Origin of the sequence: Herbaspirillum huttiense, assembly GCF_004367745.1 — a bacterium.
GTDB lineage: Bacteria > Pseudomonadota > Gammaproteobacteria > Burkholderiales > Burkholderiaceae_D > Herbaspirillum > Herbaspirillum huttiense.
Genome location: NZ_CP037993.1, coordinates 2,809,005 through 2,832,789, shown reverse-complemented (window position 1 = coordinate 2,832,789; position 23,785 = coordinate 2,809,005). Strand labels below are relative to the sequence as shown.

Below are 23,785 nucleotides of genomic sequence, written 5' to 3'. Positions count from 1 at the left end.
CTCATCGGGCGTTGGCAGGGTCATCGGAAGGCGCTTGCGCAGGCCGCGCCAGCTTCGATTCGACCAGGTAGTACAAGGCGGGCAGCAAGACCAGGGTCAGCAGGGTGGCACTCATCAGGCCGCCCACCACTACCGTGGCCAGCGGCCGCTGCACGTCGCTGCCCAGGCCGTGGGCAATGGCGGCCGGGACCAGGCCGAGCGCGGCAACCGTAGCGGTCATGAGCACTGGCCGCATGCGTTCCAGCGCAGCGCTGATGACGGCTTCGCGCAACGGCAGGCCGGACCGGGCAACCCAGCGATTCAGGTTCGACATCATGATGATGGCGTTGAGCACGGCCACCCCGAACAGGGCAATGAAGCCCACCGCCGAGGACACGTTGAGCGTCATGCCGCGCAGATGCAGCGCCACCAGTCCGCCCAGCGTGGCCAGCGGAACGCACAGCAGAATGAGCGCAGGCTGGCGCAGGTTCTTGAACTCGGCAAACAGCAGCACGAACATCAGGGCCAGCGCCATCGGCAGGATCAGCGCCAGGCGCGCCTGGGCGCGTTGCTGGTTCTCGAACTGGCCACCCCAGGCGATCTGGTAGCGGCCGTGGTCGTACTGCACCTGCTGCGCGATGCGTGCCTTGGCGTCATCCAGGAAGGAGGCCAGGTCGCGGCCGCGCAGGTTCAGGCGCACCGTCAGGTGGCGGCGGTTCATCTCGCGGGTGATGGTGGTCTCGCCATCTTCCATGCTGATGTGCGCCACCTGCGACAGTGCGATGTGCGCGCCGTTGGCGGCCACCAGCGTCAGGTTGCCCAGCGCCTCGGGCGTGGAGCGGGCGCGGCCATTGAAGACGGCGGCCACGTTGTAGCTGCGTTCCTCGATGAAGACCTGGGTCACCGGACTGCCGCCGATGCCGGTCTGGATCAGCGCCATGATGTCGGCCACGTTGATGCCCAGCCGGGCCGCGGCAGCACGGTCCACATTCACGCGCACCTGGGGCAGGCGCGGCTCCTGGTCGATGACCACGTCAGCCGCGCCCGGCACGTCCTGCAGCACGCCTTGCACGGCCGTGGCCAGCACGCGCATCTCGCCGAAGTCGTTGCCGTAGATCTTGACGGCCAGGTCGCTGTGCGAGCCGGAGAGCTTGTCCAGCACGCCATCGATCATGGGCTGCGTGAAACCGACATCGATGCCGGCCAGCTTCTTGTAGCGCTCGGCCATGTGCGCGATCAGTTCCTGCTTGGTCCAGCCGGAGGCCCATTCGGAATAGGGATGCAGCGTCACCGCAGCCTCGATGTGGGAGGGCGTGAACGGATCGGTGCCATCGTCATTGCGGCCCACCTGGGTCACGATGTGCTCGACCTCGGGAAACTCGCGGGTCGCGGCACGCAGCCGGTCGGCCAGCTCGCTGGCCTTGTCCAGCGACACGCCCGGCGGCAATTGCACCTGCAGCCAGATCGAGCCCTCATCCAGATACGGCAGGAAGTCGCGACCGATGGTCGCTCCCAGCACGCCGATAGCGGCCAGGGTCAGGGCGGTGGCGGCCAGCACGAAGCGGGATTTGCCGACCAGTCGTCCCAGCACCTGGCGGTAACGCGGCTCCAGCCAGGCCAGCACCGGGTTATGGAAAATCTTCACCGGTTTGCGATAGGCCAGCCAAGACAGGCCGGGCGTCAGCAGCAAGGCCACCAGCAGCGCGCCCAGCAGGGCGAAGCCGACCGCAAAGGCCATCGGCGCGAACAGCTTGTACTCGATGCGCTGGAAGGCGAACAGGGGCAGGTAGGCAATGATGATGACCAGCATGCCGAAGAAGATCGGCCGCGCCAGCTGGCGCATCAGCTGCTGGATGTCGGCACCGGTAATCTCGCCTTGCGGACGTTCTTCGCGCAGGCGCAGCACGCTTTCCACCAGCACGATGGCACCATCGACCAGGATGCCGAAGTCGATCGCCCCCAGCGACAGCAGGTTGGCCGGGATCTTGAAATGATGCATCAGGATGAAGGCCGTCAGCAGCGACAGCGGAATGGTCATGGCCACGATGGCCGCTGCGCGCGCACTGCCCAGGAACAGCAGCAGCACCAGCGACACCAGCAGCATGCCTTCCACCAGCGTCTTGCCGACCGTATGCACGGTGGCGTCCACCAGCTTGCTGCGGTCGATGTAGGGCACGATCTTCACGTCCTTGGGCAGGATGTGCTCGTTGAGGTCCTGCACGGCCGCATGGACGCCTTCCATCACGCGCGAGGGATTCTCGTTCTTCAACAGCAGGGTGATGCCTTCGATGGCATCGGACTGGCCATCGATGCCCAGCACGCCATGGCGCTCCTGGTTGCCCAGCACCACCTGGCCCAGATCCTTGACCAGTACCGGCACGCCATTCTTTTGCGACACCACGATATTGCCCAGGTCGTCCAGGCTGCGGATGAGTCCGACGCCGCGAATGACCAGGCCCTGTTCGCCGCGTTTCATGATGCTGCCGCCGGCATTGGCATTGTTCGCCGAGATGGCCTGGCTGATCTGGCTCAGCGAGGTGTTGTACTTGACCAGTTTGGCCGGATCCAGCTGCAGCATGAACTGCGTCGTGAGCCCGCCGAAATTGGACACATCCACCACGCCGGAGACTTGCTTGAGGCGCGGGATCACCTTCCAGAATTGCAGCTCGGAGAGTTCACGCAGGTCGCGCGTCTTCGATTGCAGGGTATAGCGGTAGATCTCGCCGATGGGCGAGGTCAGCGCATCCAGCCCCGGCTGCGCGCCATAGGGCAGGCTGACGGCAGCAATGCGCTCCTGCAGGCGCTGGCGGGACCAGTAGTCTTCGGCACCATCATTGAAGACCACCGTGATGAGCGAGAGGCCAAAGGTGCTCTCCGAGCGCATCACGTGCATGCCCGGCGTGCCCATGATCTGGCGCTCCAGCGGAATGGTGATCTGCTGTTCCACCTCTTCGGCGGCCAGGCCGTTGACCTGGGTGACCACCTGCGAGGTGACGTCGGCGATGTCGGGATAGGCTTCCAGCGGCAGCTGGTTCCAGCAATACCAGCCGTACAGGGCGGCCAGCAGGAACACCAACTGGACGATGCCGCGGCGCTGGAAGCAGAGGTTGACGAGACGTTCAATCATTGAGCAGCACTCCATCCTGGGTGACGACGCGGTCGCCCGATGCCAGACCGGCGGTCACTTCGACCGCATCGCCGATCTGCGCGCCGAGGCTGACCTTGCGGGCGGCGAATTTCCACGGGGCCACTTCCACGAAGACGCGATTGGCAAAGCCGCTTTGCACCACCGCCGTCATGGGCACCAGCAGACCGGGCCGGGACGGCTCGTGCAGGGTGGCCTGGGCGAACATGCCCGGCTTGAGCCGTTCATCGGGATTGGCGGCGCGCATGCGGACCTTCACGGTGCGGGTATCCGGGTCCAGTACCTGGGCCACCGATTGCACCCTCGATGGCAGCACCTGGCCGGGATAGGCGTCCAACGTCAGCTCGGCGTCCTGGCCGGGGCGCAGGCGCGCCAGGTCCTTCTCCTGGGCGCTGGCGGTGACGTAGACGGAGGACAGATCGGCCACCGTCATCACCGAGGCCGTGGCGTCGTTCCAGAAGCTGCCGGCGGCGGCGTTGAGTTCGATCACGTGGCCAGTCACGGGCGAGCGCACCGCCAGCCGCGCGGCACCGCTGCTGCTGGCGGTGCCGCCGAGTGCGGCCACGCGCGCCTGGGCGCGGGCGGCTTCGCTGTCGGCCTGCTCATAGTCGCTCTGCGCCTGTTCCAGGTCGCGCCGCGCGGAAATGTTGGCCTGGTCCAGGCTGCGCTGGCGTTCCAGATTGCGTCGTGCGAGCTGCACCGCTGCCTGCGCCTTGCGCGCATCGCTGACGGCCTGGCCCAGGTCGGAGGAATCGATTTCGAACAAGACTTCGCCGGCCTTGACCGCATCGCCCAGGCGCTTGTGCAGCAGCACGATGCGCCCGGTCGTCGGGGGCAGGATCCTGGCCAGTTTGGCCGGATCAGCCTCCACCACCGCCGGCAGGCTGAAGGGGATGGCCATCGGACGGGCCTCGATGGTGGCGGTTTTGAGGGTACTGCGCAGCGCCGAGCCCGCAGGAACGACGATGGCCTCGCCTTCGTGGGTCAGCGTGGGACTGGCGGCCGGATTCGGCTTGAGCTCGCCGGCCATGAGCGGCAGGGTGCCGCGTACGGCGATGACAAGCAAAGCGGCTGCGCCGAGCAGGGCGAGGACGCCACTGCGCGTGGAGATTCTGGTTTTCATGGTGGCACCGTGGACTGTGCGGTTGGGGGGAGGGACGGGTGTCCGCGTGGCGAAGTCGCCGCTGTGTCTTGCAGCCGCGCCGCCGGGCCGTCGCCGTGGGCCGCGCTGCAGAAAACGTCGCTATGATAGGGGGCCTGGTTTCCGAGGTTTCTGAATGTTTCTTCAGGAAACGGGCCGCCAGCCCATGGTTTAATCCCGATCTCGATGACGCACGTGAATGGAAAGGTATGCAACTCCTGTTGGTGGAAGACGACATGAAAGCCGCGCGACTGCTGGCCCAGGGCTTGCAGGAAGAAGGTTTCGCGGTGACGGTGGCGCACAGTGCGGAAGAGGCGCTGGCGCTGCTGGATCGTCCCTTCGACGTGGCCATCTTCGACCGCATGCTGCCCGGCATCGACGGTCTGGCGCTGTGCCGGCGCGTGCGCCAGTCGCAGGTGCTGTGGCCCATCCTCATGCTGACCGCGCGCGATGCACTGGGCGAGAAGGTCGAGGGCCTGCATGCCGGGGTCGACGACTACCTGGCCAAGCCCTTCGCCTTCGAGGAATTGCTGGCCCGCCTGCATGCCTTGCTGCGCCGTCCGCGCCAGCTGCAGGTCCTGCATCTGCAGCTGGCCGATCTGCGCATCGACCTGCTGGCGCATGAGGTGATGCGCGACGGCCAGCGGCTGGACCTGACGCAGAAGGAATACGCCGTACTGGTGCTGCTGGTGCGCCACAGCGGCCAGGTGGTCAGCCGCCAGCAACTGGCCGAAGAAGTCTGGCATGCCGACCTGATCGCCATCGACAACCTGATGGACGTCCACATCAAGAACCTGCGCCGCAAGATCGAAGCCGATGGCCGGCCGGCGCTGATCGAGACTTTGCGCGGGCAGGGCTTTCGCATGCGCGGTGACGGCGCGCCATGAGCATGGGTTTTCGCAAACGGCTGCTGCTGGTGCATACGCTGGCCGTGGTGCTGATCGTGACGTGTGCGGCGGCAGCGGGCTGGTGGCTGCTGTCGCAATCGGTGCTGGGCCAGCTCGATGCGGCGCTGCTGGCACTGGGCGAGACCGAGGCGGGCCTGCTGGCCGAGGGTGCGCCCGATGCCATCCACGTCCACGAACCGCGTGCCGGTACGGCACCGCCTTCGCTGGTGCGGCTGGACCGGCTGGTACAGATCATCGATGCCGACGGCCAGGTGCTCGCGCGCAGCAACAACCTGGGTGCGGGAACCCTGCCGGTCTCGGCCGACCTGCTCAAGCGCCTGGAGGGGGGACAGACCGTCTTTGAAACTCTGCCCAAGGCCAGCGAAGAACCCTTGCGCATGGCGGCGGTCCCGGTCAAGCTGGGCGAGCGCCGGTTTGCGGTGCTGGTGGCCGGGTCGCTGGACGATGCGGACCATATCGTCGAATCAGCCGCCTTGCTGTTCGGCGGCCTGGCCGTGGCGCTGCTGCTGGCGCTGGCGGCGGCGGGGGCGATTCTCACCGGCCGCCTGTTCGGCACGGTCGAGCGCATCGCCGCGCAGGCGCGCCGCATCAGCGATGCCAGCCTGGGCGAGCGGCTCGCGCATCCGGGCAGCGATGACGAGATCGGGCATCTGGTGGACACCCTCAATTCCATGCTGGCACGGCTGCAGCGCGCCTTTGAACTGCAGCGCAACTTCACCGCCAATGCCGCCCATGAGATCCGCTCGCCGCTGTCGCGCCTGCGCACCGAGATCGAGCTGTCGCTGCGACGGCCCCGTTCGGTGCAGGAGCAGGTCGCCACACTGCAATCCTGCCTGGAGGAAGTGGCCGGGCTGACCAGCATGGTCGAGGAGCTGCTGCAGCTGGCGCGCCTCGATGCCGGTCAGGAAAGCCGACAACCCGAGCGCATTGCGCTGGATGCGGTGATGCGCGAGGCCATCGCCAGATGGCAAGGCACGGCCGCTGCAAGACGCATCCGGCTGGAGCTGCATGCACCGGAGACGGTCCACGCCAGCGTGGGCGAGCGCGCTGCCTTGCTGGTGTTGAACAACCTGCTGGACAACGCAATCAAGTTCTCCGCGCCCGATTCGGCGGTGGAGATCCGCGTGTTTGCAGAGCGTGGCGGGGCCACGCTGGAAGTGCTTGATCGCGGCCCCGGCATCGCCAGTGGCGACCAGGCGCAATTGTTCGAACGCTTCTATCGCGGACGCGCCTCGCAGCAGGGGCAGACCAGCGGCGCCGGACTGGGACTGGCCATCGTGCGCGCCGTGCTGGACGGCTATGGTGCCAGCATCACCCTGAGCAATCGCGGCGATGGCATGGGGGCAGCCTGCCGGCTGCACTTCCCGGGCGGATCGACGGCGCTGCAGTAAGGCCTGAGAACGCTGCCGTTCAGACGATCTTGCAGGGGATGGAGGCGTCCTCGTCGATGCTGTAGACGGCGCACAAGCGATGGTAGCCATCCGCCACCACGGTGCGCTGGCCTTCCTGGCGCACCAGGAGCAACGGGGAAAGCGCGGTGCCGGACTGGATTTTCTTGATGTCCTTTTCGACGTGGTCATTGCTCACGCCCAGCGGCGACAGTCCCGAGGCCCGCAGAATATCCTTGGCCTTGAAGCCGGACATGGGTGCGGCGCGCAACTTCCGGACCAGCTCGGCGCAATGCGCATCGTCGTACAGCAGATTGAGATAGGACTGGGCGGCCGGATAATCATGCTCTTCCGGTTGCGGCAGCCATGCAATCGGGGTGGTGCGGGTTTTGTCATTCATGCGCTTGCTCCTTCATTGGCTGAGGCTGACATCAGGGCGTGCCGGGATGTTGCTCGCCGCCTGTCAGCGCCATCTCGCAGGGAGCAGACCGTGGCATGGACTGAGCGGTCCGTCAGCGAGGGCGAAGCGCCGGCCACCCTGCGTTCAACTGGCCGGCAGCACCTTCAGGCGTGCGTATCGATCATGGTACCGAGCCTTCCTGACATCAGGCTGGCTGTCGCGGCTGTTGCGTCGACCAGAAGGTTCAGTAACGCGCATCGGCCGGTTTCTTGTCCCGTGGCCAGTCCCTGGTCTTGGGTGCGAAGTCGGGACGCGGCTGATGCGTGAAGAACTCCGCCACATCCACCGCTTCCTGGTCCGACAGCCCGCCTTGGCCTAGCGGGAAACGGTCATGCAGGGCGATCGGCATGTTGCGTTTGACGAAGGCCGCAGCGGTGTAAGTGCGCGCCATGCCGGCACCGATGTTGAAGGACTGCGCGCCCCACAGCGCCGGGTAGACCCACTGGCCGGACGGGCTGCGGATGCCTTCGCCCTGCGCGCCATGGCAGGCGGCACACTGCGCGTGGTAGATGCGTTCGCCATTGACCGGATCGGGCTTGAGTTTCTGATCGATCTTGCCGATGCCACGTCCCGGTACTTTTTCACCGGGCTGCGCGTCACGGCGCATCCACTCGATGTAGGCCAGCATGGCCTGCATGTCCTGCGATCCCGGCGGCAGTGGCTTGCCATTCATGGAGCGGGGGAAGCAGCCATTGATGCGATCTTCCAGCGTGATGACACGCCCGGCCCGTGCCGCATAAGTCGGGAAGGCGGCCGACACGCCCACATAGGGCGACCCGCCGCCGACGGTGCCCGCATTGAGATGGCAGCTGGCACAGTTCAGTCCGTTGCCGACGTGCTGCGGCAGCAGGCGTCCCGTCTCGATATTGAGGCGGGCACCAAGGATGAGCTGTGCGGCATTTTTTTCTTTCAGCATGTCAGCCAGGCGCGGCGCTTCGAAGCGCGGCCCCACCGTATTTGCCGGCTGCGCGCCCAGTTCGGCACGCAGCCGTGCGACTTGGCGCTCACTGATATCCGCCTGTTGACGGCCACCCCAACTGGCCCGCGCAAAGTTGAGAATCTCGGCAATCTCGCCATCGCTCAACGCGGAAAACGCCGGCATGCTCATTGCCTTGGGCTGGGCATGGGTGCGCGCCGCACGCCAACCGGTGAGCATGATGTGGATCAGCGAGGCGGGCTCATGACTTTGCAGGGTCGGATTGCCCGCCAGCGGCGGGAACAGCCCCTGCACCCCGTTGCCGTCGCTACGATGACAGGTGGCACAGAACTGCACGTAACCCAGCCCGCCGCGCGAGAGGTAGAGGTCGGCCGGGATGGCGGCGGCGACGGGTGCTGCGGTGGCCTGCGGCGGGCGCTGGCGCGCCGGCGAGGGCAGGCTGGCCAGATACGTGCCGATGGCCAGCAGATCCTCGTCGCTCATGTATTGCGTGCTGTGCTGGACCACGTCGACCATGTTGCCTGCCACCGTACCGAAGCGGTTGCTGCCGGTGCGCAGCAGCCCGGCCACATCCGCGGGCTGCCAGCGGCCGCGAAGGTCGAGCGCGCGCCAATTCTCTACCGTCTCGCCGGAGAGGAACAGTGGGCCATTGCTGCCGGATTCACTCATGGTTTTTTCCTGCATGCCGATACCCCGCGGTGTATGGCAGGCCCCGCAGTGCCCCGGCCCCTGCACGATGTAGGCTCCGCGATTCCATTGGGCCGACTGTGCAGGATCGGGCCGGAATGGACCGGCTTGCAGGAAGGCCATGTTCCATAGCGCCATCCCCCAGCGCTGGTTGAACGGGAAGGACATCTCCAGCGGCCGGTTGGGTAGCGCCAGCGGCTTGACCGCCTGCATCAGGTAGACATAGAGCGCGCGCATGTCCTCTTCGCTCATCTTGGCGTAGGACGGGTAGGGCATCGCGGGATAAAGATGGCGACCGTCCGCCGTTACGCCCTCACGCATGACGCGATCGAATTGGGCGAAGCTGTATTGCCCGATTCCGGTCTGGCGATCTGGCGTGATGTTGGTGGAATACAGCTTGCCGAACGGCGTCTCCAGCGCCAGGCCGCCAGCCATCGGCTTGCTCTTGTCTTGCGTATGGCAGGCCACACAGTCGCCCAGCCGGGCGACATAGCGGCCGCGCAGAATTTGCTCGCGGGTAGTGGCATCGAGCGCGTCGCTGAAGTCCGCAGGAAGATCGTCGCTCAGGTTGGCCGCGCTCGTCGGCATGGCGATGGCCGGTGCGGCAGTGGCCAGCGGTGAGCAGAGCATCAGCGTGGCGAGCAAGAGAAAAATCAGGGGAAGAAGGGGGCGGTGAAGTGTTGTCATGATGGGTCCGGATCGTTATTCCGAGAGTGAAACCTGCCCCATTTAAACCTTGCACTGTGACCACATCGATGCACTGATCGGAAGCCGTTTGATCTTCCGCAAAGACCGCTGGCGCGGCCTCTGTCAGGTTTTTGATGGCTTTCACAAACCGGCCTTTCACAACAAAAAACGCCACCCGAAATGTCCGGATGGCGTGGTCGACGAAGGCGGCGCAGCATTCGCTGCGCGGGTGGCAAATCCGCCTACTTGCGTGGCGAGCGCAAGGACATGCGCTGCAGGATGGGCATGCGATCAAACAACTGGTGCCACAGCGCACCCAGCACATGCAGCCCGACCAGGAAATACACCGCATTGCCCATGAATTCGTGTACCTCCTTGATGGGACCGCGCACGGCCATGTCCTTGGCCAGAATCACCGGCAGCGTCATGCCGAAGAACACCACATCACGGCCACCGGCCTGGGTGAACAGGATGCCGGTGATGGGCAGGCCGATCATCACGGCATACAGCAGCAGGTGCACGGCGCTCGCGCCCAGCTGCTGCAGGCGCGGCAGCGGCAGTTCGGGCGGCACGCCCAGCAGCTTGCGGGCGATCAGGCGCACCACGACGAAGATCAGGACCAGTTGACCGGCATGCATGTGCACCGTGCGCAGCAGGTCGCGCAGCGGGTCGCCCTTGGGGATGTCGTCGCGGTATTCGATGGTGGCCAGCGCCACCACGAACAGGATGAACATCAGCCAGTGCAGCGCGGCGTAGAGGGGGTGGTAGCGGGTGCCTTGCCCGAGGGCATTATTGGTTTTGTTCATCTGGGTTCCCATTGGAAAAATGAGCCTGCATAGTAAGTCAGGAAACTTAGTTCAGCATTAGCCTGGCGCAAGAAACTGCTGACCAAACCTGACTCAATCCTGGCCCGGCGCAGGAATATCCAGGATCACGCGCAATCCGGTCTGTGATTTCTCGTCCGATGCCGCCAGCCCGATCATGATATCCAGCCGCGCCGCCACCGACTGCACGATGGCCAGCCCCAGGCCAGCACCGGGAGCGGCTGCGGGATCGAGTCGATGGAAGGGCTGGAATACGCGCTCGCGCTCGCTGGCCGGAATGCCGGGGCCATTGTCGGTGATCTCAAGACGCACGCGCCCCGGCGGTGTCTGAGCCGCTGCGGCCACCGTCAGGCTGATCCAGCCACCCGGCGGCGTATAGCGGATCGCGTTGTCGATCAGGTTGCCCAGCAGCAAGCCGAGTTCTACCGGATTGCTGTCCACCTCGACCTCCAGCAGTCCGTCCACGCCAAGGTCGATGTCCCTTTGCTGAGCCAGCGGCAGCAGGTCCTCCAGCACCGGCCGCACGGCCTCGCGCAGCACCAGCCGGGTGCGAGGGGAGGCTGCCATCTGATCCTGGGCGCGCGCCAGGGCGAGCAATTGGGTGACCAGCGTGCGCGCCCGCTCCAGACCCTGTTCCAGACGCTGCAAGCGTGCGCGGGCGGTATCGGAGAGCTCGCTGTGCTGCAGCCCTTCGGCCTGCAGCGAGAGCGCGGCCAGGGGCGTGCGCAATTCGTGCGCGGCATCGGCCACGAAGCGGCGCTGTGCCGTCATCGCGCCTTGTACACGCGCCAGCAGGCGATTGATGGCGTCGACGAAGGGGCTGATTTCAACGGGCAGGCCTTGGGTGGCCAAGGGATCGAGCTGGTCATCGCGCCGCTGGTCGATCTCGCGGCTCAGTTGGGCCAGCGGCGCGAACAGCGTGCGCATGATGTGCCGAAGTGCCAGCAGCAGTACCGGTACCAGAAGCAGGACGGGAATCACTGCGCGCCAGGCACTGCGCGAGGCAATGCCATCGCGCACATCGGTCTCCTGCGCCAGCGCGATGCGGCGGCCGGAAGCAAGCGGCTGGACATAGACGCGGAAATTCTCATGAAACATGACGGCCGTCTGGAAACCGTCCTGCAAGCCTGCCGGCAGCGGCAAGGCGGTAGCAGCCGGCAGGCTCTGGCCTGGCTCGGGGAGCCATTGCACGCTGATGCGCGATTCATGATCGGCCCCGGGATAGCTGCCCTCCGCCCCATCCGCGGGCAGGGTACCGCCCAGGCGGGCGATGAGTGTGCCCACCTGCAGCAACAGGTCGTCCTGCTGCCGGATCGAATCGCGATAGGCGCTGAGGAAGCCGAAGACGCCGGCACCCAGGGCCACCAGCAGAATGGCCAGCGTCAGCGCCAGCGACAGCCGTGCTTGCAGGGAGCGTTGCAGGGGTGTCATGACGCGCTTGCTCCGCGCGCGACCATCCAGCCCATGCCACGCACATTCCTGATGGCCGTACGATCCAGTTTCTTGCGCAATGCATGGATCAGGAATTCGACCGCATTGCTTTCCACTTCCTCGCCCCAGCCATAAATCCGTTCTTCCAGTTCGCTGCGCGACAGGATCGCGCCAGGGCGATGCATGAGTGCCTGCAGCAGGGCGAACTCGCGGGCCGACAGCGTCACCGGCGGCTGGCCTTGCCAGCGGGCGGTCTTGTCGGCCAGATCCAGAGACAGTTCGCCGTTGTCCAGTACTACCGTAGCCGCCCCCGACTTGCGCCGCATCACCGCGCGCAGGCGCGCCAGCAATTCGCCCATGGCAAAGGGCTTGAGGATGTAGTCGTCGGCACCGCTGTCGAGTCCGTCGATGCGGTCCTGCACCCCATCGCGGGCGGTCAGGATCAGCACCGGCGTGGTGGCGTGCCGGCGCAACTGGCGCAGTACCGACAAGCCATCAGCACCAGGCAGGCCCAGATCCAGCAGGACGGCGTCGTAGTCCTGCTGGTCCAGGGCGGCGTGCGCGGCGTTGCCGTCGCGCACCCAGTCCGCCGCGTAGCTGGCCTCCCGCAGGGCCGCGCGGACTTCCTCGCCGATCATGGCGTCATCTTCCACCAGCAGTATTCGCATCGCTTGCCATGCCTCCTTCAATGCATCCGGCCATCGGATGGTGCCAGAGTCTAAGGCAAAAGCGCGAGTGACTGCGTAAAAGTGAGCCAGGCCGCCGTCGGACAAGCCCTCCAGCTTGTATGGATCAAATCATGAATCGAGCCATACATGCTCGGCAAAGGAGTAGCCCATCATGCCGCCCAGCGGAATCGGCGAGAGGCCCTTGACCTTGCTGCTGTAGCCATCCAGGAGCGCGAGGAACATGGGGATGCCGATCCCGGCTTCCTCATGGATGATGGTTTGCATGTCTCCATACATCTGTTTGCGCTTGCCGACATCGATCTCGGCCCGCGCGGCCGTGAGCAGCTGGTCGAACTTCTCGCTCTTGAAGCGCGACTCGTTCCATGCCGCCTGTGACTGGAAGAACTGGGTGAGCAGCACGTCGGCACTGGGGCGCGGGTTGACGTTGCCGAAGCCGACCGGATTGCTGAGCCACTGGTTGGACCAGTAGCCTTCCGGTGGCATGCGCTTGAGTTCCAGGTCCAGTCCGACGCGCTGTGCGGTCTGCTGCAGCACCGTTGCGATGTCTACCGAATACATGGCCGCCGCCGAACAGACCAGCGGTATCTTGCCGGTCACGCCGGACTTCTGCAGGTGGTATTTGGCCTTGTCCAGATCCATCTGGCGCTGCGGCAGGCCGGCGAGGTAGAAGGGGTTGGTCGGATCGATCGGCTGGTCATTGCCCAGCACCGCATGGCCGCGCGCGATGTTCTTGCGCATGACCTCACGGTCGATCAGGTACTTCATGGCCAGCACGAAATCGGGGTTGCTGCCGGGGCCCACATCCTTGCGCAGGATCAGGTCGGTATAGGCTCCGGATGGCGTTTCCAGCACCGCAAAGCCGGCACTGCCCTTGACGCGTTCGATGGAACGCGGATTGAGGTTGGCCACCAGATCGAGTCCGCCCGAGAGCAGGGCGTTGACGCGCGCATTCTCGTCGCCGATGCCGACGAATTCGATCTCGTCCAGATAGGGCTTGCCGGGTTTCCAGTAATTGTCGTTGCGTACCACCACCGAGCGGATGCCGGGAGTGAATTCCTTGAGCTTGTAGGGTCCGGTGCCGATGCCGGTGCTGAAGTCGGTGGTCCCGGCCTTCACGATGTGGAAGTGGAAGGTGCCGACGATGACCGGCAGGTCGGCATTCGGCGCGGTCAGCGTGACGGTCACTTCATTGGGGCCGGTTTCCTTGACGCTCTCGATCTGGTCGGCCAGGGTCTTGGCCTTGGAGGCGGTGGCCGGATCCTTGTGGCGCATCAGCGAGAACACCACGTCGGCCGGCGTGAGCGGCTTGCCGTCGTGGAAACTCACGCCCCGGCGCAGCTTGAACACCCACACCCTGGCATCCTTGCTGCTGAAGGATTCGGCCAGCGCCGGTTGCGGCGTGAGGCTGGCATCCAGCGAGGTCAGACCGTTGTAGAGCATGGTGCCGCGCGAATAATCGGTCTTGTTGGATTGCTTGGCGGGATCGAGCGTGTCGCTGACCGAGGCGGTGTCGCCGCCCACGCGCAGCTTGCCGCCGCGGCGCGGCGTCTGGGCGTAGGCACTGGCGGCGCTGGTGGCAAGACCGCCCGCCAGCGTGGCCTGCATGCCCCCGGCCAGCAGCATTTTGAGAATGTCGCGCCGGCTGGCGCCCCGTTTGAGGCAATCCATCAGGCCAGCGGTGTCGCTGGCGCTCAGGAGGTCGAGTTCGGTGTTGTTGTGATCCATGGTGCAGCTCCCTGTGTGGTTGAGGCGTGAGAAGACCGGCGGGGCGATGGCGGCCCGCCTGGACTCGGATGCACTGATGCAAGCCGGCACGGCGCTGTGTGCCGGTGAATGCAGACTCTGCGGTCCGCTGTGAGGGTGAAGCTTATTGGCCCGCTTCTACCGCATCGGCCAGTTGGGCCAAGGTGTGGAAGTGGTAATCCGGTACGGTGTGTTCGGAAGCGATGGTGCCGCCCGAGCTGGACTTGCCGTGACGGCGCTCGATCCAGCAGGTGGTGATGCCCAGGCGCTTGGAGACGCCGATGTCGTGATACTGGCTCTGCGCCACATGCAGGTTGTCGGCCTGGCGATAGCCCCATGCGCCTTCGAAGCGACCACGGGCGTAGGCGAAATATTGCGGGTCCGGTTTCTCGCAAAGGGCGTCGTCGCAGCTCAGCAGCAGGTCAAACGGTTCGCCCAGCGTGCGTGCAAAGTGTTGCAGGGCCCAGGTTTGCGCATTGGTCATGGTGACCAGCTTGTAGTGCTTGCGCAGGCGTTGCAGCGCCTCTGCCGAATCCGGGAAGGCCGGCCAGTCGGCCACCGAATCGCGCAGGCCGCGCGCCAGTTCCGGGGTGTCGGGCAGACCCAGCCCCGGGGCGATGACATGCCAGCAGCGCTCGAGGTCATCCGGATACCAGCCGGTATTGCCATCGCTGCGCGCGGCGCGATAGGCCGCGAGGAAATCTTCGTCCGTGATCTTGCTGCCGGGAGCGGCCTTGCGCAGGTAGGCGAGCATGCCGCCTTCGAAATCGATGAGAGTGCCGACGACGTCAAACGTGAGTACCTTGAAATCCTTCAGAGGCATGTCTTGCTCCAGAAAAAAGGGAATGACGATGAGAGTGGGGGGCTGGCCACGAATGGCTGCGCGGGGGCCAGTGGGTCCAGAATACGGGCGCGGGTGCGGGAGCTTGATGCAAAAAAGGCCACTCAAACCGCACAGAATTTTTTTCTGGTCGGCTGCTACAGCACGCTGTGGCAGCCGTTCCCGGCCTCTTCCGCCGGGCGGGAATCCGCGCCTGCGCGTTCTCATCACGAGGCCGCCACGCTGCAGCATGGCGAGGTGGCGGTTGCCTTGTCGGGCAGCCGCAAGATGGTCAGTCTGTCGGAGGGTCGGCGGAAGAAGCGCCGGGCAGGGAAACAACGAGGCTGGGATGGAACTCAGGCAGGCGCGGCAGGGGATGCCGCGAGAAGAAAGCAGATGAGTCCCCCCCGAGCTGCCGACGCCGCGCTATGCGGGCCGATCTTTTCCCCCCTCCAGGGTGACTCATCTACAGGCGGCATTCTAGCGGGGCTTGCCGGGAAAGAAACTAGTCCATTTGGACTGCCGCGATCAGAAAGGCGGGAGGCAGATGCATATACACATCAAAAGATGGCAAGTGATGCATATGTCGGCGATTTTTCTCCTTCCTGAAAGACGATGCGTCTTCACCGCCGTTGTCAAACTTCATATCCGCCGCTAAAATGAGAATTATTATTATTTAGAAACTGCCGGCTCCCTCATGCCCGTCCCGCGCCCTGCCGACGCCCAGCACATCGACTCGCTCTACCGCGAGCATCATGGCTGGCTGCAGCAGTGGCTGCGACGCAAGCTGGGCAGCAGCTGCGATGCGGCCGACCTGGCCCAGGATACCTTCCTGCGGGTGCTGGGCAAGCCGCAAGTGCTGGCTGAAGTACGCGAACCGCGCGCCTGGCTGACCCGTATCGCGCAGGGCCTGGTGGTGGACAAGGTCCGGCGCGACGAGGTCGAACGCGCCTGCCTGGAGGCCATCGCCCATCTGCCGGCACCGGAAGTGATCTCGCCCGAGGCCAGGATGCTGCTGGTAGAGGCGCTGGCCACCATCGACGCCATGCTGGAAGGCCTGGGAGCCAAGCCGCGCGAGGCTTTCCTGATGTCCCGGCTGGACGACCTGGGCTATGCCGAGATCGCCCGGCGCATGGGCGTCTCGCTGAGCAGCGTCGAAAAATACATGGCGGCCGCCATCCGCCATTGCTACCTGATGCGGCAAGCCTGGCAAGCCAGCTGAAGCACTTCCTCTCACGCTGATGTCTGCCAATCCAATGCCTTCGGCCTTACCTGATCCGGTCCTGGAGCAAGCCATCGCCTGGCTGGTCCAGCTGCGGGCGCAGCCCTCCGGTGTGGCGCCGGATCCCGCCTTGCAGGCCCGTATCGATGCCTGGCGCGCGGCAGATGGCCGTCATGAAAGCGTGTGGTCCGAGCTGATGGCCTCAGAAGCCCAATTCCAGCGGCTGGTGGCCTTGCCGGTCGCGCCCGCGCAATGGCAGCAACCGCTCTCGGCGCTGAACCGCTCGCGCAGCCGCCGCCAGTCGCGCCGTCGCTGGCTTGGCGGGGTGGCGCTGGGACTGGGCAGCGTAGCCCTGGCCGGCCTGGCCGCGCGCCAGGCCGGGCTGTTCGATAGCCTCGCCGGCCAGCGCTACGCCACCGGGACCGGCGACCAGCGCCGCGTGGCCCTGGGCGACGGCACGCAGCTGGCGCTCAATACCGCCACCGCCGTGCAGCTGCAGTTCGATGCGGATCAGCGCCTGATCACGCTGGAACGCGGCGAAATCTTCATTGATACCGGCCGCGATGCACTCTCGCCCCGCCATCGTCCCTTCCTGGTCCAGACCGCCCAGGCCCGCCTGCAGGCGCTGGGCACGCGCTTCGCCGTGCGCCGGCAAGAGGGCGTGACCCGCCTGAGCGTGCTGGAAGGGCGGGTGGCCGTGGAGCCGGGGCAGGGCACGCGTACCGTGATCGTCCCCGGCGAAACGGTGGAGATCGATGCTGGCGGCAACCAGCGGCGGCAAGCCACTGCGGCGGCCGCCATGGACCCCACGGCCTGGCTCGATGGCACGCTGGTGGCGCGCGACATGCGCCTGGGCGACGTGCTGGCCGAGATGGCACGCTATCGCCACGGGTGGCTGGTCTGCGAGGACGGCGTGGCATCGCTGAAGGTGTCGGGCGTGTTCCAGCTGCGCGATGGCGATGCAGCGCTGGAGTCGCTGGCGCAAGCGCTGCCGGTGCGCATCGAACAGCGTACCCGCTTCTGGGTCCGGGTGACGGCGCTAAACAGCCGATAAGAATTTTCTGGCAGGGATTGCGGGTTTTGGGGGCCTGCTTCGGCATACCTCATGAAACCAGTGAATGTTCTTGTCATTTTCCATGCCCGCCCTCATCTCGCCGCGACTGCACGCTGACCGTCTGCGCCGCCCCTGCCTCGTGCTCGGGCTGCTGCTGGCCTGTGCCGTGCCGGGCTTGGGCGGACTCGCCTGGGCGCAGGAGGCGAGGGCAGTGCATCGCCATTACCAGCTCGGTGCCGGACCGCTGGACGAAGCCCTGAACCGGTTCGCGCGTCTGGCCGGCATCACGCTCTCCTATGCGCCGGACATGGTGCAGGGCCGAACCGCCCCCGCCCTCGACGCCGATCTGGCGGTGGAAGAGGCCCTCGCACAACTGCTGGCCGGATCCGGCCTGCGCGCAGTGCGCACCCCGGGCGGCGGCTATGGCCTGCAATGGCAGGGGCCGGCGCGCTCCGGCAATGACGCCATCCCCGAGCAGGGCCAGCGCCTGAAACAGGTCGTCATCATCGGCCGTCCCGACCCTCTGGCGATGCATGAGGGTCAGCCAGACTACGCCGCCACCCACGGCCAGACTGCAACCCGCACCGCCACACCGCTGCTGGAGATCCCGCAATCGCTCTCGGTCGTCACGCGCGAAGAGATGGACGCACGCGGAGCCGCCAGCGTCATGGACGCGCTGCGCTACCTGCCGGGGGCCAACACCCAGACCCATGGCGTGGACCCACGCGGCTACGACTATTTCAACCTGCGCGGCTTCATCAATGCCCAGAACACCAGCAACTACCTCAACGGCCTGCGCCAGCTGGTGGCGGGCTTCGGCATGTTCCGTACCGAAGCCTATGGACTGGAGCGGGTCGAAGTACTGCGCGGCGCGGCCTCGGCCACCATCGGCCAGGCCGATCCGGGCGGCGTGGTCAACCGCATCAGCAAACTGGCCGGCGCGGAGTCGCCCGATGAACTGGTGCTGTCGGCGGGAACGTTCAACACGCGGCAGCTGGCCGCCGACCTCAGCGGCACGCTGGCTGAGGTCGGACAGGCGCAGGCGCGCCTCGTGGCGCTGGTGCGAGAGAGCGATACCCAGTTCCGTTACGGCAATGGCCGCGCCGTGGAGAACGACCGCCTGTATCTGGCCCCCTCGCTCAAGTTGCGCCTGGGCAGCGACACCAGCCTCATCTTGCTGGCCGACTACCTCAAGGACCGCAACGGCAGCAGCCGCTGGACCGCCGTCAATGCCGACGGCAGCCTCACCCACACGCTGGTGGGCGATCCCGGCATCGACCGCCAGCGCGGCGAGCAATGGTCGCTGGGCTGGCAACTGGCGCATCGTCTGGATGAGCGCTGGCAGCTGCTGCAGGATTTCCGCCAGGCCGGCTTGCGGTCGCAGTATTCGGTCCTCAATCCGGTCAGCCTCAGTGGCAGCGTGCTCACCCGCATGGCGGCACGCTACGACACGCAACTGCAAAGCAGCCAGCTCGATACGCGCCTGCAAGGCCAGTTGCAGCAGGGTGACGCTGAACACACCGTGGTGCTGGGCCTGGACCTGACTCGCCTGCATCAGGACGAGCAGCGTTATCGCGGCAGCGCACCCAGTCTGGACCTGGACGCACCGGTGTATGGCCTGCCCATCGCGATGGCCTCGCAACTGTTCGCGCGCTTGCAGGAGGACATGCAGCAGACCGGGTTCTACGTGCAGGACCAGATTCGTTACGGCGCACTGGTCTGGACGCTGGGCAGCCGCTACGACCGCGTCACCGACACCACCCGCAACCTGAGCACGGCAGTGCGCACCGACACGCGCGCCCATGCGCTCAGTCATCGCGCCGGTGTGTCGTGGAAGCTGATGCCGTCGCTGGTGCCGTATCTGAGCGTGAGCACGTCCTTCCTGCCGCAGCCTGGGCAGGATGTGGCGGGCCGGCCATTCTCCCCCAGCCACGGCCGGCAGATCGAAGCCGGCATCAAGTTCCAGCCCGAGGCGGGGCGGGCGCTCTACACCGCTGCGCTGTTCCAGACCACCAAGGATCACGTCCTCACCAGCGATCCGCAGAACGCCAATTTCTCGGTCGACCAGAGCCAGGTGCGTTCACGCGGCCTGGAGCTGGAAGCGCGCGGTGCGCTGTCACCCGGACTGAACCTGCTGGCGGCCTACACCTGGACGCAGGCCATCAATACGGCCCATGCCGATCCGGCGTTGGTCGGCAAGACGCCGATGCTGGTGCCGCGCCATGCCGCCAGCCTGTGGCTGGACTACACGCCGGGCGAACCCTTGCCCGGCCTGGGCCTGGGCGCGGGCGCGCGCTATACGGGGGCCAGCTACGCCAATGCCGACAACAGCGTGCGCAACGCCGCCACGGTGCTGCTGGATGCGATGTTGCGCCTGGACCTTGGCCATTGGCGCTATGCCCTCAACGTCAGCAACCTGGCCAATCGCCGCAGCACGTCCTGCCTGGCCGAACCGACGCTGACCTGTTTCTGGGCCGAGGAGCGCACCGCCGTGCTCAGCGCCCGCTATCGCTGGTAGCACTTCACGAGGAGACCCGGACGCATGCATCACGCCACCGCACCCACCGGCCTGCAACAGCACTTCATCGGCCAGCGCCAGCGACTGCGCGAGGCCGCCCAGCGCATCCTGGGATGTCCGCATCGTGCCGATGATGTCGTGCAGGATGCCTACCTCAAGATCGGCGAAGTGCAGGAACAGGAAAGCTGCGCCATCCGCCAGCCCCAGGCCTACCTGATGCGCATCGTGCGCAACCTGGCCATTGATCGTCATCGCCGCTGCCGCTTTGAGAGCGATGTCTTTGCCGAGGAAGAAGCCGGCGAAGACATCCACGAAGAAGCGCAGGGTCCCGAGGCCATCGCCATTGGCCGCCAGACCCTGGCACTGGTGAGCCAGGCGCTGGACGGCTTGCCTGCCCGTACCCGGCGGGCCTTCGAACTGTATCGCCTGACCGGACTGAGCCAGCGCGAGATCGCAGCCGAACTGGGCATCTCGGTCACGCTGGTCAACTTCCTGATCCGCGATGCCCAGGCAAGCTGCCGCCAGTGCCTCGCCCTGACACCGCCGCCCTGACCGAACGTGGAGCGCGCGCCGCGCGTTTCTTCCACCAGATGACGATGCCGGTCACGGTGAGCACGCTCACCAGCACGCCCAGCACGGCCAGGAAGATGCGCCATGGCAGGCCAAACACCTGCCCCATGTGCAGTGCGCCGATCCAGTTGCTGAAGGTATTGCCGCTGCGGTCGCCCTGCGGCAGCCAGTGGCCACGGATATCGCCGGTGGCGGGGTCGATCAGCAAGCCGGTATTGCCGGCGTCGCTGCGGATGTCTGCATTGCTGTGGACCATGTATGCATACAAGCCCCTGCGACGGTCCATACTCAGTTTTTCTTCGAAGTCGATGCTCAGGCCACGTTCCTGCGCGAAGCGCGCCATGGCCGCACGTGCCATGGCATGGGCCTGCGGCCATTCCAGCGGCGGCTGCGCCAGCGGCTTGGGCAGTGACGGGCGGCCGCGCCAGCTGGTATCGAAGGGCAGGATCTGCGACATCACCGGCAGATAGATCTGGTCGCGCAGGTTGAACATCACGCTGGACCATGCGATCAGCAACAACATCACCCATAGCCACAGGCCGCAGGCACGATGCAGGTCGAGATTGACGCGATAGAAACCGGCCTGCCACTTGATGAGCCAGGCCGGTTTCCATTTCACCAGGAAGGGCCGCGCGCGCGGCCAGGTGAGGATCATGCCGACGAAGCAGTCGAGGGTCCACAGCAGCGCCACGATGCCCATCAGCAGCGCGCCCGGCACGCGCGGCAGGGCCATCGAATGATGCACCTTGAACAGGAAGGGCATCAGTTGCGCGGGCCGCAGGCTGATCGCGTTGCGGTCCCGCACGCCCTGGACCGTCCCATCGTAGGGATTGGCGAAGACCTCGTCATAGCTGAGCCGATAGGGCTTGCCGGTGGACGGATCCAGCGCCGGTTCTGCGATGACGCGCACCGTGCGCCCCGGTTGCGGATGCAGGATCAACTGGTTCACCTGTGCCTGCGGTCCCAGCACCCGTTCCACCCGTGCGCGCAACTGGTAAGGATCGAGCATCGCAGTGGCCGCCTGGCCCGGCGCCGGCTGCGCCAGGTGCAGCTCGGGTGCCAGCCAGGTATCGAGCTCCTCTTCGAAACTCAGGAGGCTGCCGGTGAGGCAGGCCATCAGCAGGAAGAAGGCGATGGCCAGCCCGGTCCAGCGATGCAGCAGGACCAGGTGGTGGCGGCGTGGCGCAAAGCGGCACAGCCAGGCGGACAGCGTGCTTACCATCGCGTGGTCAACTGCACGAGACCGGTGCGGCGCGCGCCATACTCGCAGAATTCCGAGCAGAAGGCGTAGACCCGATCAGTCACGTTGTTGAGCTTGAAGGCCAACTCGAAGTTGCGCCAGTCCGCATTGATGCGGCCCAGGTCCAGGCGCGCGCCGAAGTCCAGCAGCGTGACCGAAGGCACCTCGAAGGTATTGAGCGCATTGCCGTAGGAACGCCCGATGTAGCGTAGGCCTGCCGACACATGGGCACCGGCCAGCGCACCGCGCCGGAAGGCATAGTCCGCCAGCACGCCTGCATTGTGTCTGGCCGCGCCGGGCAAGGCCTTGCCCTCGGTGTTGGTGCTGCTGCTGGTGGCATTGTTGCTGGTGACCTTGGCGTTGGTATAGCTGTAGCTGGAGGTCAGGCTCAGTCCCTCGCTGAGGGACAGCTTGCCTTCCAGCTCCACGCCCTTGGAGCGGGCCGCACCGGTCTGCACCGAGTAGCCGGCATGGGCCAGGTCGGTGGTCGCCACGTTCTGGCGACGCAGGTCGAATACCGCCAGCGTGAAGAGCGCATTGGTATTGACGGGTGCGTATTTCACCCCGGCTTCATATTGCTTGGCGCGTTCAGGCTTGAGCATGTCGCCGCCGAAACTGGTGCCGGTGGTGGGCGTGAAGGATTCGGTGTAGCTCAGGTAGGGCGAGACGCCATTGGCCAACTCATGCACCAGCCCCAGGTTGCGCGTGTTGGCGCGGTCGCTGCGCTCGGTCCGGGTGCGCGCGATGGCGTTGCTGACGGTCTGTTGCGAGCGGTCGTGGCGGATGCCGGCGGAGACAAACCAGCGTTCGGCGATCTTGAGCTGGTCCTGCAGATAGAAGCCCAGTTGGTCATCCACGGTGCGCAGATTGTAGTTCTCGGATACGGCGGGCAGATTGCCGTAGCTGGTCGTGTAAAGATTGGAGAGCACGTAACCGGCCAGCGTATTGGGACTGACATAACCGCGTACCGTGCCTGCGGTGTGATGGAAGTCCACCCCCATCAACACCTTGTGCTGCACGGCACCGGTGCTGAAATCGGCCTGCAGCTGGTTATCGGCGGTGAAGGTATCGGACTCGGTGCCCAATCGCCAGCGCTGCAGCGCGGCCGTCGCCGACTGCGTGGCCGGATAGAAGGCAGCGAAGCGCATGCTGTTGCGGGTGCCGTTGTAATCCGTATAGCGCAGGTTCTGGCGGAAGCTCCACACCTCGTTGAACTGATGCGAGAACTGCGAGCTGAGCGACCAGTTCTCGTAGCGCTCGCTGTTGTCGGCGCTGCGGCCCACTGCCGTGCTGGTCGGGATCTGCCCGTTGGGATTGGCCGTGACCGTGCCGCTGGCGGGGAAGACGTTGTTGGACAGGCCTTCGCTGCGCTGGTATTCGAAGCGCCCGGTCCACTCGGTGCGGTCGGACGGACGCCAGGTGATGGCCGGTGCCAGGAACAGGCGGCGATCGACGGTGCCATCGACCTGGGTCCCGGCGTCACGCGCCAGCCCGGTGATGCGATAGGACCAGACCCCGCCTTCATCGAGCGCACCGCCGAAGTCGCCGGCCACCTGCTTGCGATCAAAACTGCCGGCCTGCAGCTGCAGTTCACGCAGGGTGGTGGTGGTCGGTTTCTTGGAGACCACGTTGATCAGTCCGCCCGGCGCATTCTGTCCGAACATCACCGAAGCCGGGCCATGCAGCAGCTCGATGCGTTCCAGTCCGTAGGGTTCGGGCGCATAGCGGCTGTAGCTGGCGTTGGAGGCGGTGAGGGTGCCGTCGCGGTAGAGCGAGCCGCCATTGTTGATGGGGAAACCGCGCAGCAGCGAAGCCGTTTCGGAAATGGCGAAGGCGCCATTGGAGACCTGGATGCCGCTGCTGTAGCCCAGTGCCTCCGAAACGGAACGCGCTTGCTGGGTGGCGATCTGGTCCGCCGTGACGACCGAGATCGATTGCGGAGCTTCGGTGATGGGGGTATCGGTCTTGGTCGCGGTGGCGCTGCGCTTGGCGACGAAACCGTGGACCGGGCCGGTGGCCTGTTCTTCCTGGCCGGCGGTGACGGTGACCTGGGGCAGCGTCGCATCGGTGGTGGTCTGCGCCCAGGCGGGGGCGGCGGCGGGCAGGCCCAGCAAGGCCAGGCGCAGCGCCTGCACCATCAGGCGCGGACGGGCCACGGGAGAGGGCAGGAGAGCGCGGGCGTGCGGGGAAGTGCGGCAGGTTTTTCTTGTCGTCATGGTCAGGAGCGTGGTCGCAATGAGGGATCGCCAGCGAGGCTGGCGCGAGCCGAAGGGCCCGCTCTCTGGTTGACGAATGAGACGTGTTCTTGTTTAGGGTGACGGCAGCGCGATGAAAAAATCACG

17 protein-coding genes are annotated in these 23,785 nt (G+C 65.8%); 6 read left to right on the top strand and 11 right to left on the bottom strand.

Going from position 1 to position 23,785, the window contains the following annotated elements:
- Position 1 precedes the first annotated feature (1 nt).
- Both E2K99_RS12790 and E2K99_RS12785 read right to left on the bottom strand, forming a co-directional pair.
- Positions 2–3,106: an efflux RND transporter permease subunit gene (locus tag E2K99_RS12790; RefSeq protein WP_134222447.1), complete on the bottom strand. Its 3,105-nt coding sequence runs from the start codon at positions 3,104–3,106 to the stop codon at positions 2–4.
- A complete protein-coding gene (locus E2K99_RS12785) occupies positions 3,099–4,247 on the bottom strand; it encodes an efflux RND transporter periplasmic adaptor subunit (RefSeq protein ID WP_134222446.1) in 1,149 nt (382 codons plus the stop codon). The genes E2K99_RS12790 and E2K99_RS12785 overlap by 8 nt, the downstream gene beginning before the upstream one ends.
- Before the next feature lie 227 nt (positions 4,248–4,474).
- Here E2K99_RS12785 and E2K99_RS12780 point away from each other — a divergent pair, with 227 nt between their 5' ends.
- Positions 4,475–5,152, top strand: coding sequence for a response regulator transcription factor (locus E2K99_RS12780; protein ID WP_134222445.1), 678 nt, complete (start codon positions 4,475–4,477; stop codon positions 5,150–5,152).
- A 2-nt stretch (positions 5,153–5,154) separates the two neighbouring features.
- A complete protein-coding gene (locus E2K99_RS12775; RefSeq protein WP_166675136.1) occupies positions 5,155–6,564 on the top strand; it encodes a sensor histidine kinase in 1,410 nt (469 codons plus the stop codon).
- A gap of 19 nt (positions 6,565–6,583) precedes the next feature.
- On the opposite strand, the gene E2K99_RS12770 is transcribed toward E2K99_RS12775, so the two are convergent.
- The 7 genes from E2K99_RS12770 to E2K99_RS12740 all read right to left on the bottom strand — a co-directional run bounded on the left by E2K99_RS12770 (position 6,584) and on the right by E2K99_RS12740 (position 14,842).
- Complete coding sequence (locus tag E2K99_RS12770) at positions 6,584–6,961, bottom strand: hypothetical protein (RefSeq protein ID WP_039785798.1); 378 nt, start codon at positions 6,959–6,961, stop codon at positions 6,584–6,586.
- A gap of 244 nt (positions 6,962–7,205) precedes the next feature.
- Positions 7,206–9,233 (bottom strand): c-type cytochrome, encoded by a 2,028-nt coding sequence (locus E2K99_RS12765; protein WP_134224099.1) that lies wholly within the window; start codon positions 9,231–9,233, stop codon positions 7,206–7,208.
- Between the two features lie 341 nt (positions 9,234–9,574).
- Complete coding sequence (locus E2K99_RS12760) at positions 9,575–10,138, bottom strand: cytochrome b (protein ID WP_134222444.1); 564 nt, start codon at positions 10,136–10,138, stop codon at positions 9,575–9,577.
- Between the two features lie 93 nt (positions 10,139–10,231).
- Positions 10,232–11,587 (bottom strand): sensor histidine kinase, encoded by a 1,356-nt coding sequence (locus E2K99_RS12755; RefSeq protein ID WP_338033893.1) that lies wholly within the window; start codon positions 11,585–11,587, stop codon positions 10,232–10,234.
- Positions 11,584–12,255: a response regulator gene (locus E2K99_RS12750; RefSeq protein ID WP_134222443.1), complete on the bottom strand. Its 672-nt coding sequence runs from the start codon at positions 12,253–12,255 to the stop codon at positions 11,584–11,586. Before E2K99_RS12750 ends, E2K99_RS12755 begins: the two co-directional genes overlap by 4 nt.
- A 129-nt stretch (positions 12,256–12,384) precedes the next feature.
- Positions 12,385–13,944: an ABC transporter substrate-binding protein gene (locus E2K99_RS12745; RefSeq protein ID WP_420840915.1), complete on the bottom strand. Its 1,560-nt coding sequence runs from the start codon at positions 13,942–13,944 to the stop codon at positions 12,385–12,387.
- A gap of 199 nt (positions 13,945–14,143) precedes the next feature.
- Positions 14,144–14,842: an HAD-IA family hydrolase gene (locus E2K99_RS12740; protein ID WP_039785790.1), complete on the bottom strand. Its 699-nt coding sequence runs from the start codon at positions 14,840–14,842 to the stop codon at positions 14,144–14,146.
- Positions 14,843–15,536: 694 nt separating this feature from the next.
- Here E2K99_RS12740 and E2K99_RS12735 point away from each other — a divergent pair.
- The 4 genes from E2K99_RS12735 to E2K99_RS12720 all read left to right on the top strand — a co-directional run bounded on the left by E2K99_RS12735 (position 15,537) and on the right by E2K99_RS12720 (position 20,185).
- Positions 15,537–16,061, top strand: a complete 525-nt coding sequence (locus E2K99_RS12735; RefSeq protein ID WP_134222441.1) for a sigma-70 family RNA polymerase sigma factor — start codon at positions 15,537–15,539, stop codon at positions 16,059–16,061.
- 19 nt (positions 16,062–16,080) lie between these two features.
- On the top strand, positions 16,081–17,115 hold the full coding sequence (locus E2K99_RS12730; protein ID WP_134222440.1) for a FecR family protein: 1,035 nt from the start codon (positions 16,081–16,083) through the stop codon (positions 17,113–17,115).
- Positions 17,116–17,197: 82 nt separating this feature from the next.
- The gene (locus E2K99_RS12725; protein ID WP_240733907.1) at positions 17,198–19,633 is read left to right on the top strand and encodes a TonB-dependent siderophore receptor; all 2,436 of its coding nucleotides are present in this window, start codon (positions 17,198–17,200) and stop codon (positions 19,631–19,633) included.
- Between the two features lie 24 nt (positions 19,634–19,657).
- Positions 19,658–20,185, top strand: coding sequence for an RNA polymerase factor sigma-70 (locus tag E2K99_RS12720; RefSeq protein WP_134222438.1), 528 nt, complete (start codon positions 19,658–19,660; stop codon positions 20,183–20,185).
- On the opposite strand, the gene E2K99_RS12715 is transcribed toward E2K99_RS12720, so the two are convergent.
- Together E2K99_RS12715 and E2K99_RS12710 are read right to left on the bottom strand one after the other, a co-directional pair.
- The gene (locus E2K99_RS12715) at positions 20,118–21,425 is read right to left on the bottom strand and encodes a PepSY-associated TM helix domain-containing protein (protein WP_134222437.1); all 1,308 of its coding nucleotides are present in this window, start codon (positions 21,423–21,425) and stop codon (positions 20,118–20,120) included. The genes E2K99_RS12720 and E2K99_RS12715 overlap by 68 nt on opposite strands.
- Positions 21,419–23,659, bottom strand: a complete 2,241-nt coding sequence (locus E2K99_RS12710) for a TonB-dependent siderophore receptor (RefSeq protein WP_134222436.1) — start codon at positions 23,657–23,659, stop codon at positions 21,419–21,421. The genes E2K99_RS12715 and E2K99_RS12710 overlap by 7 nt, the downstream gene beginning before the upstream one ends.
- Between the last annotated feature and the right edge of the window lie 126 nt (positions 23,660–23,785).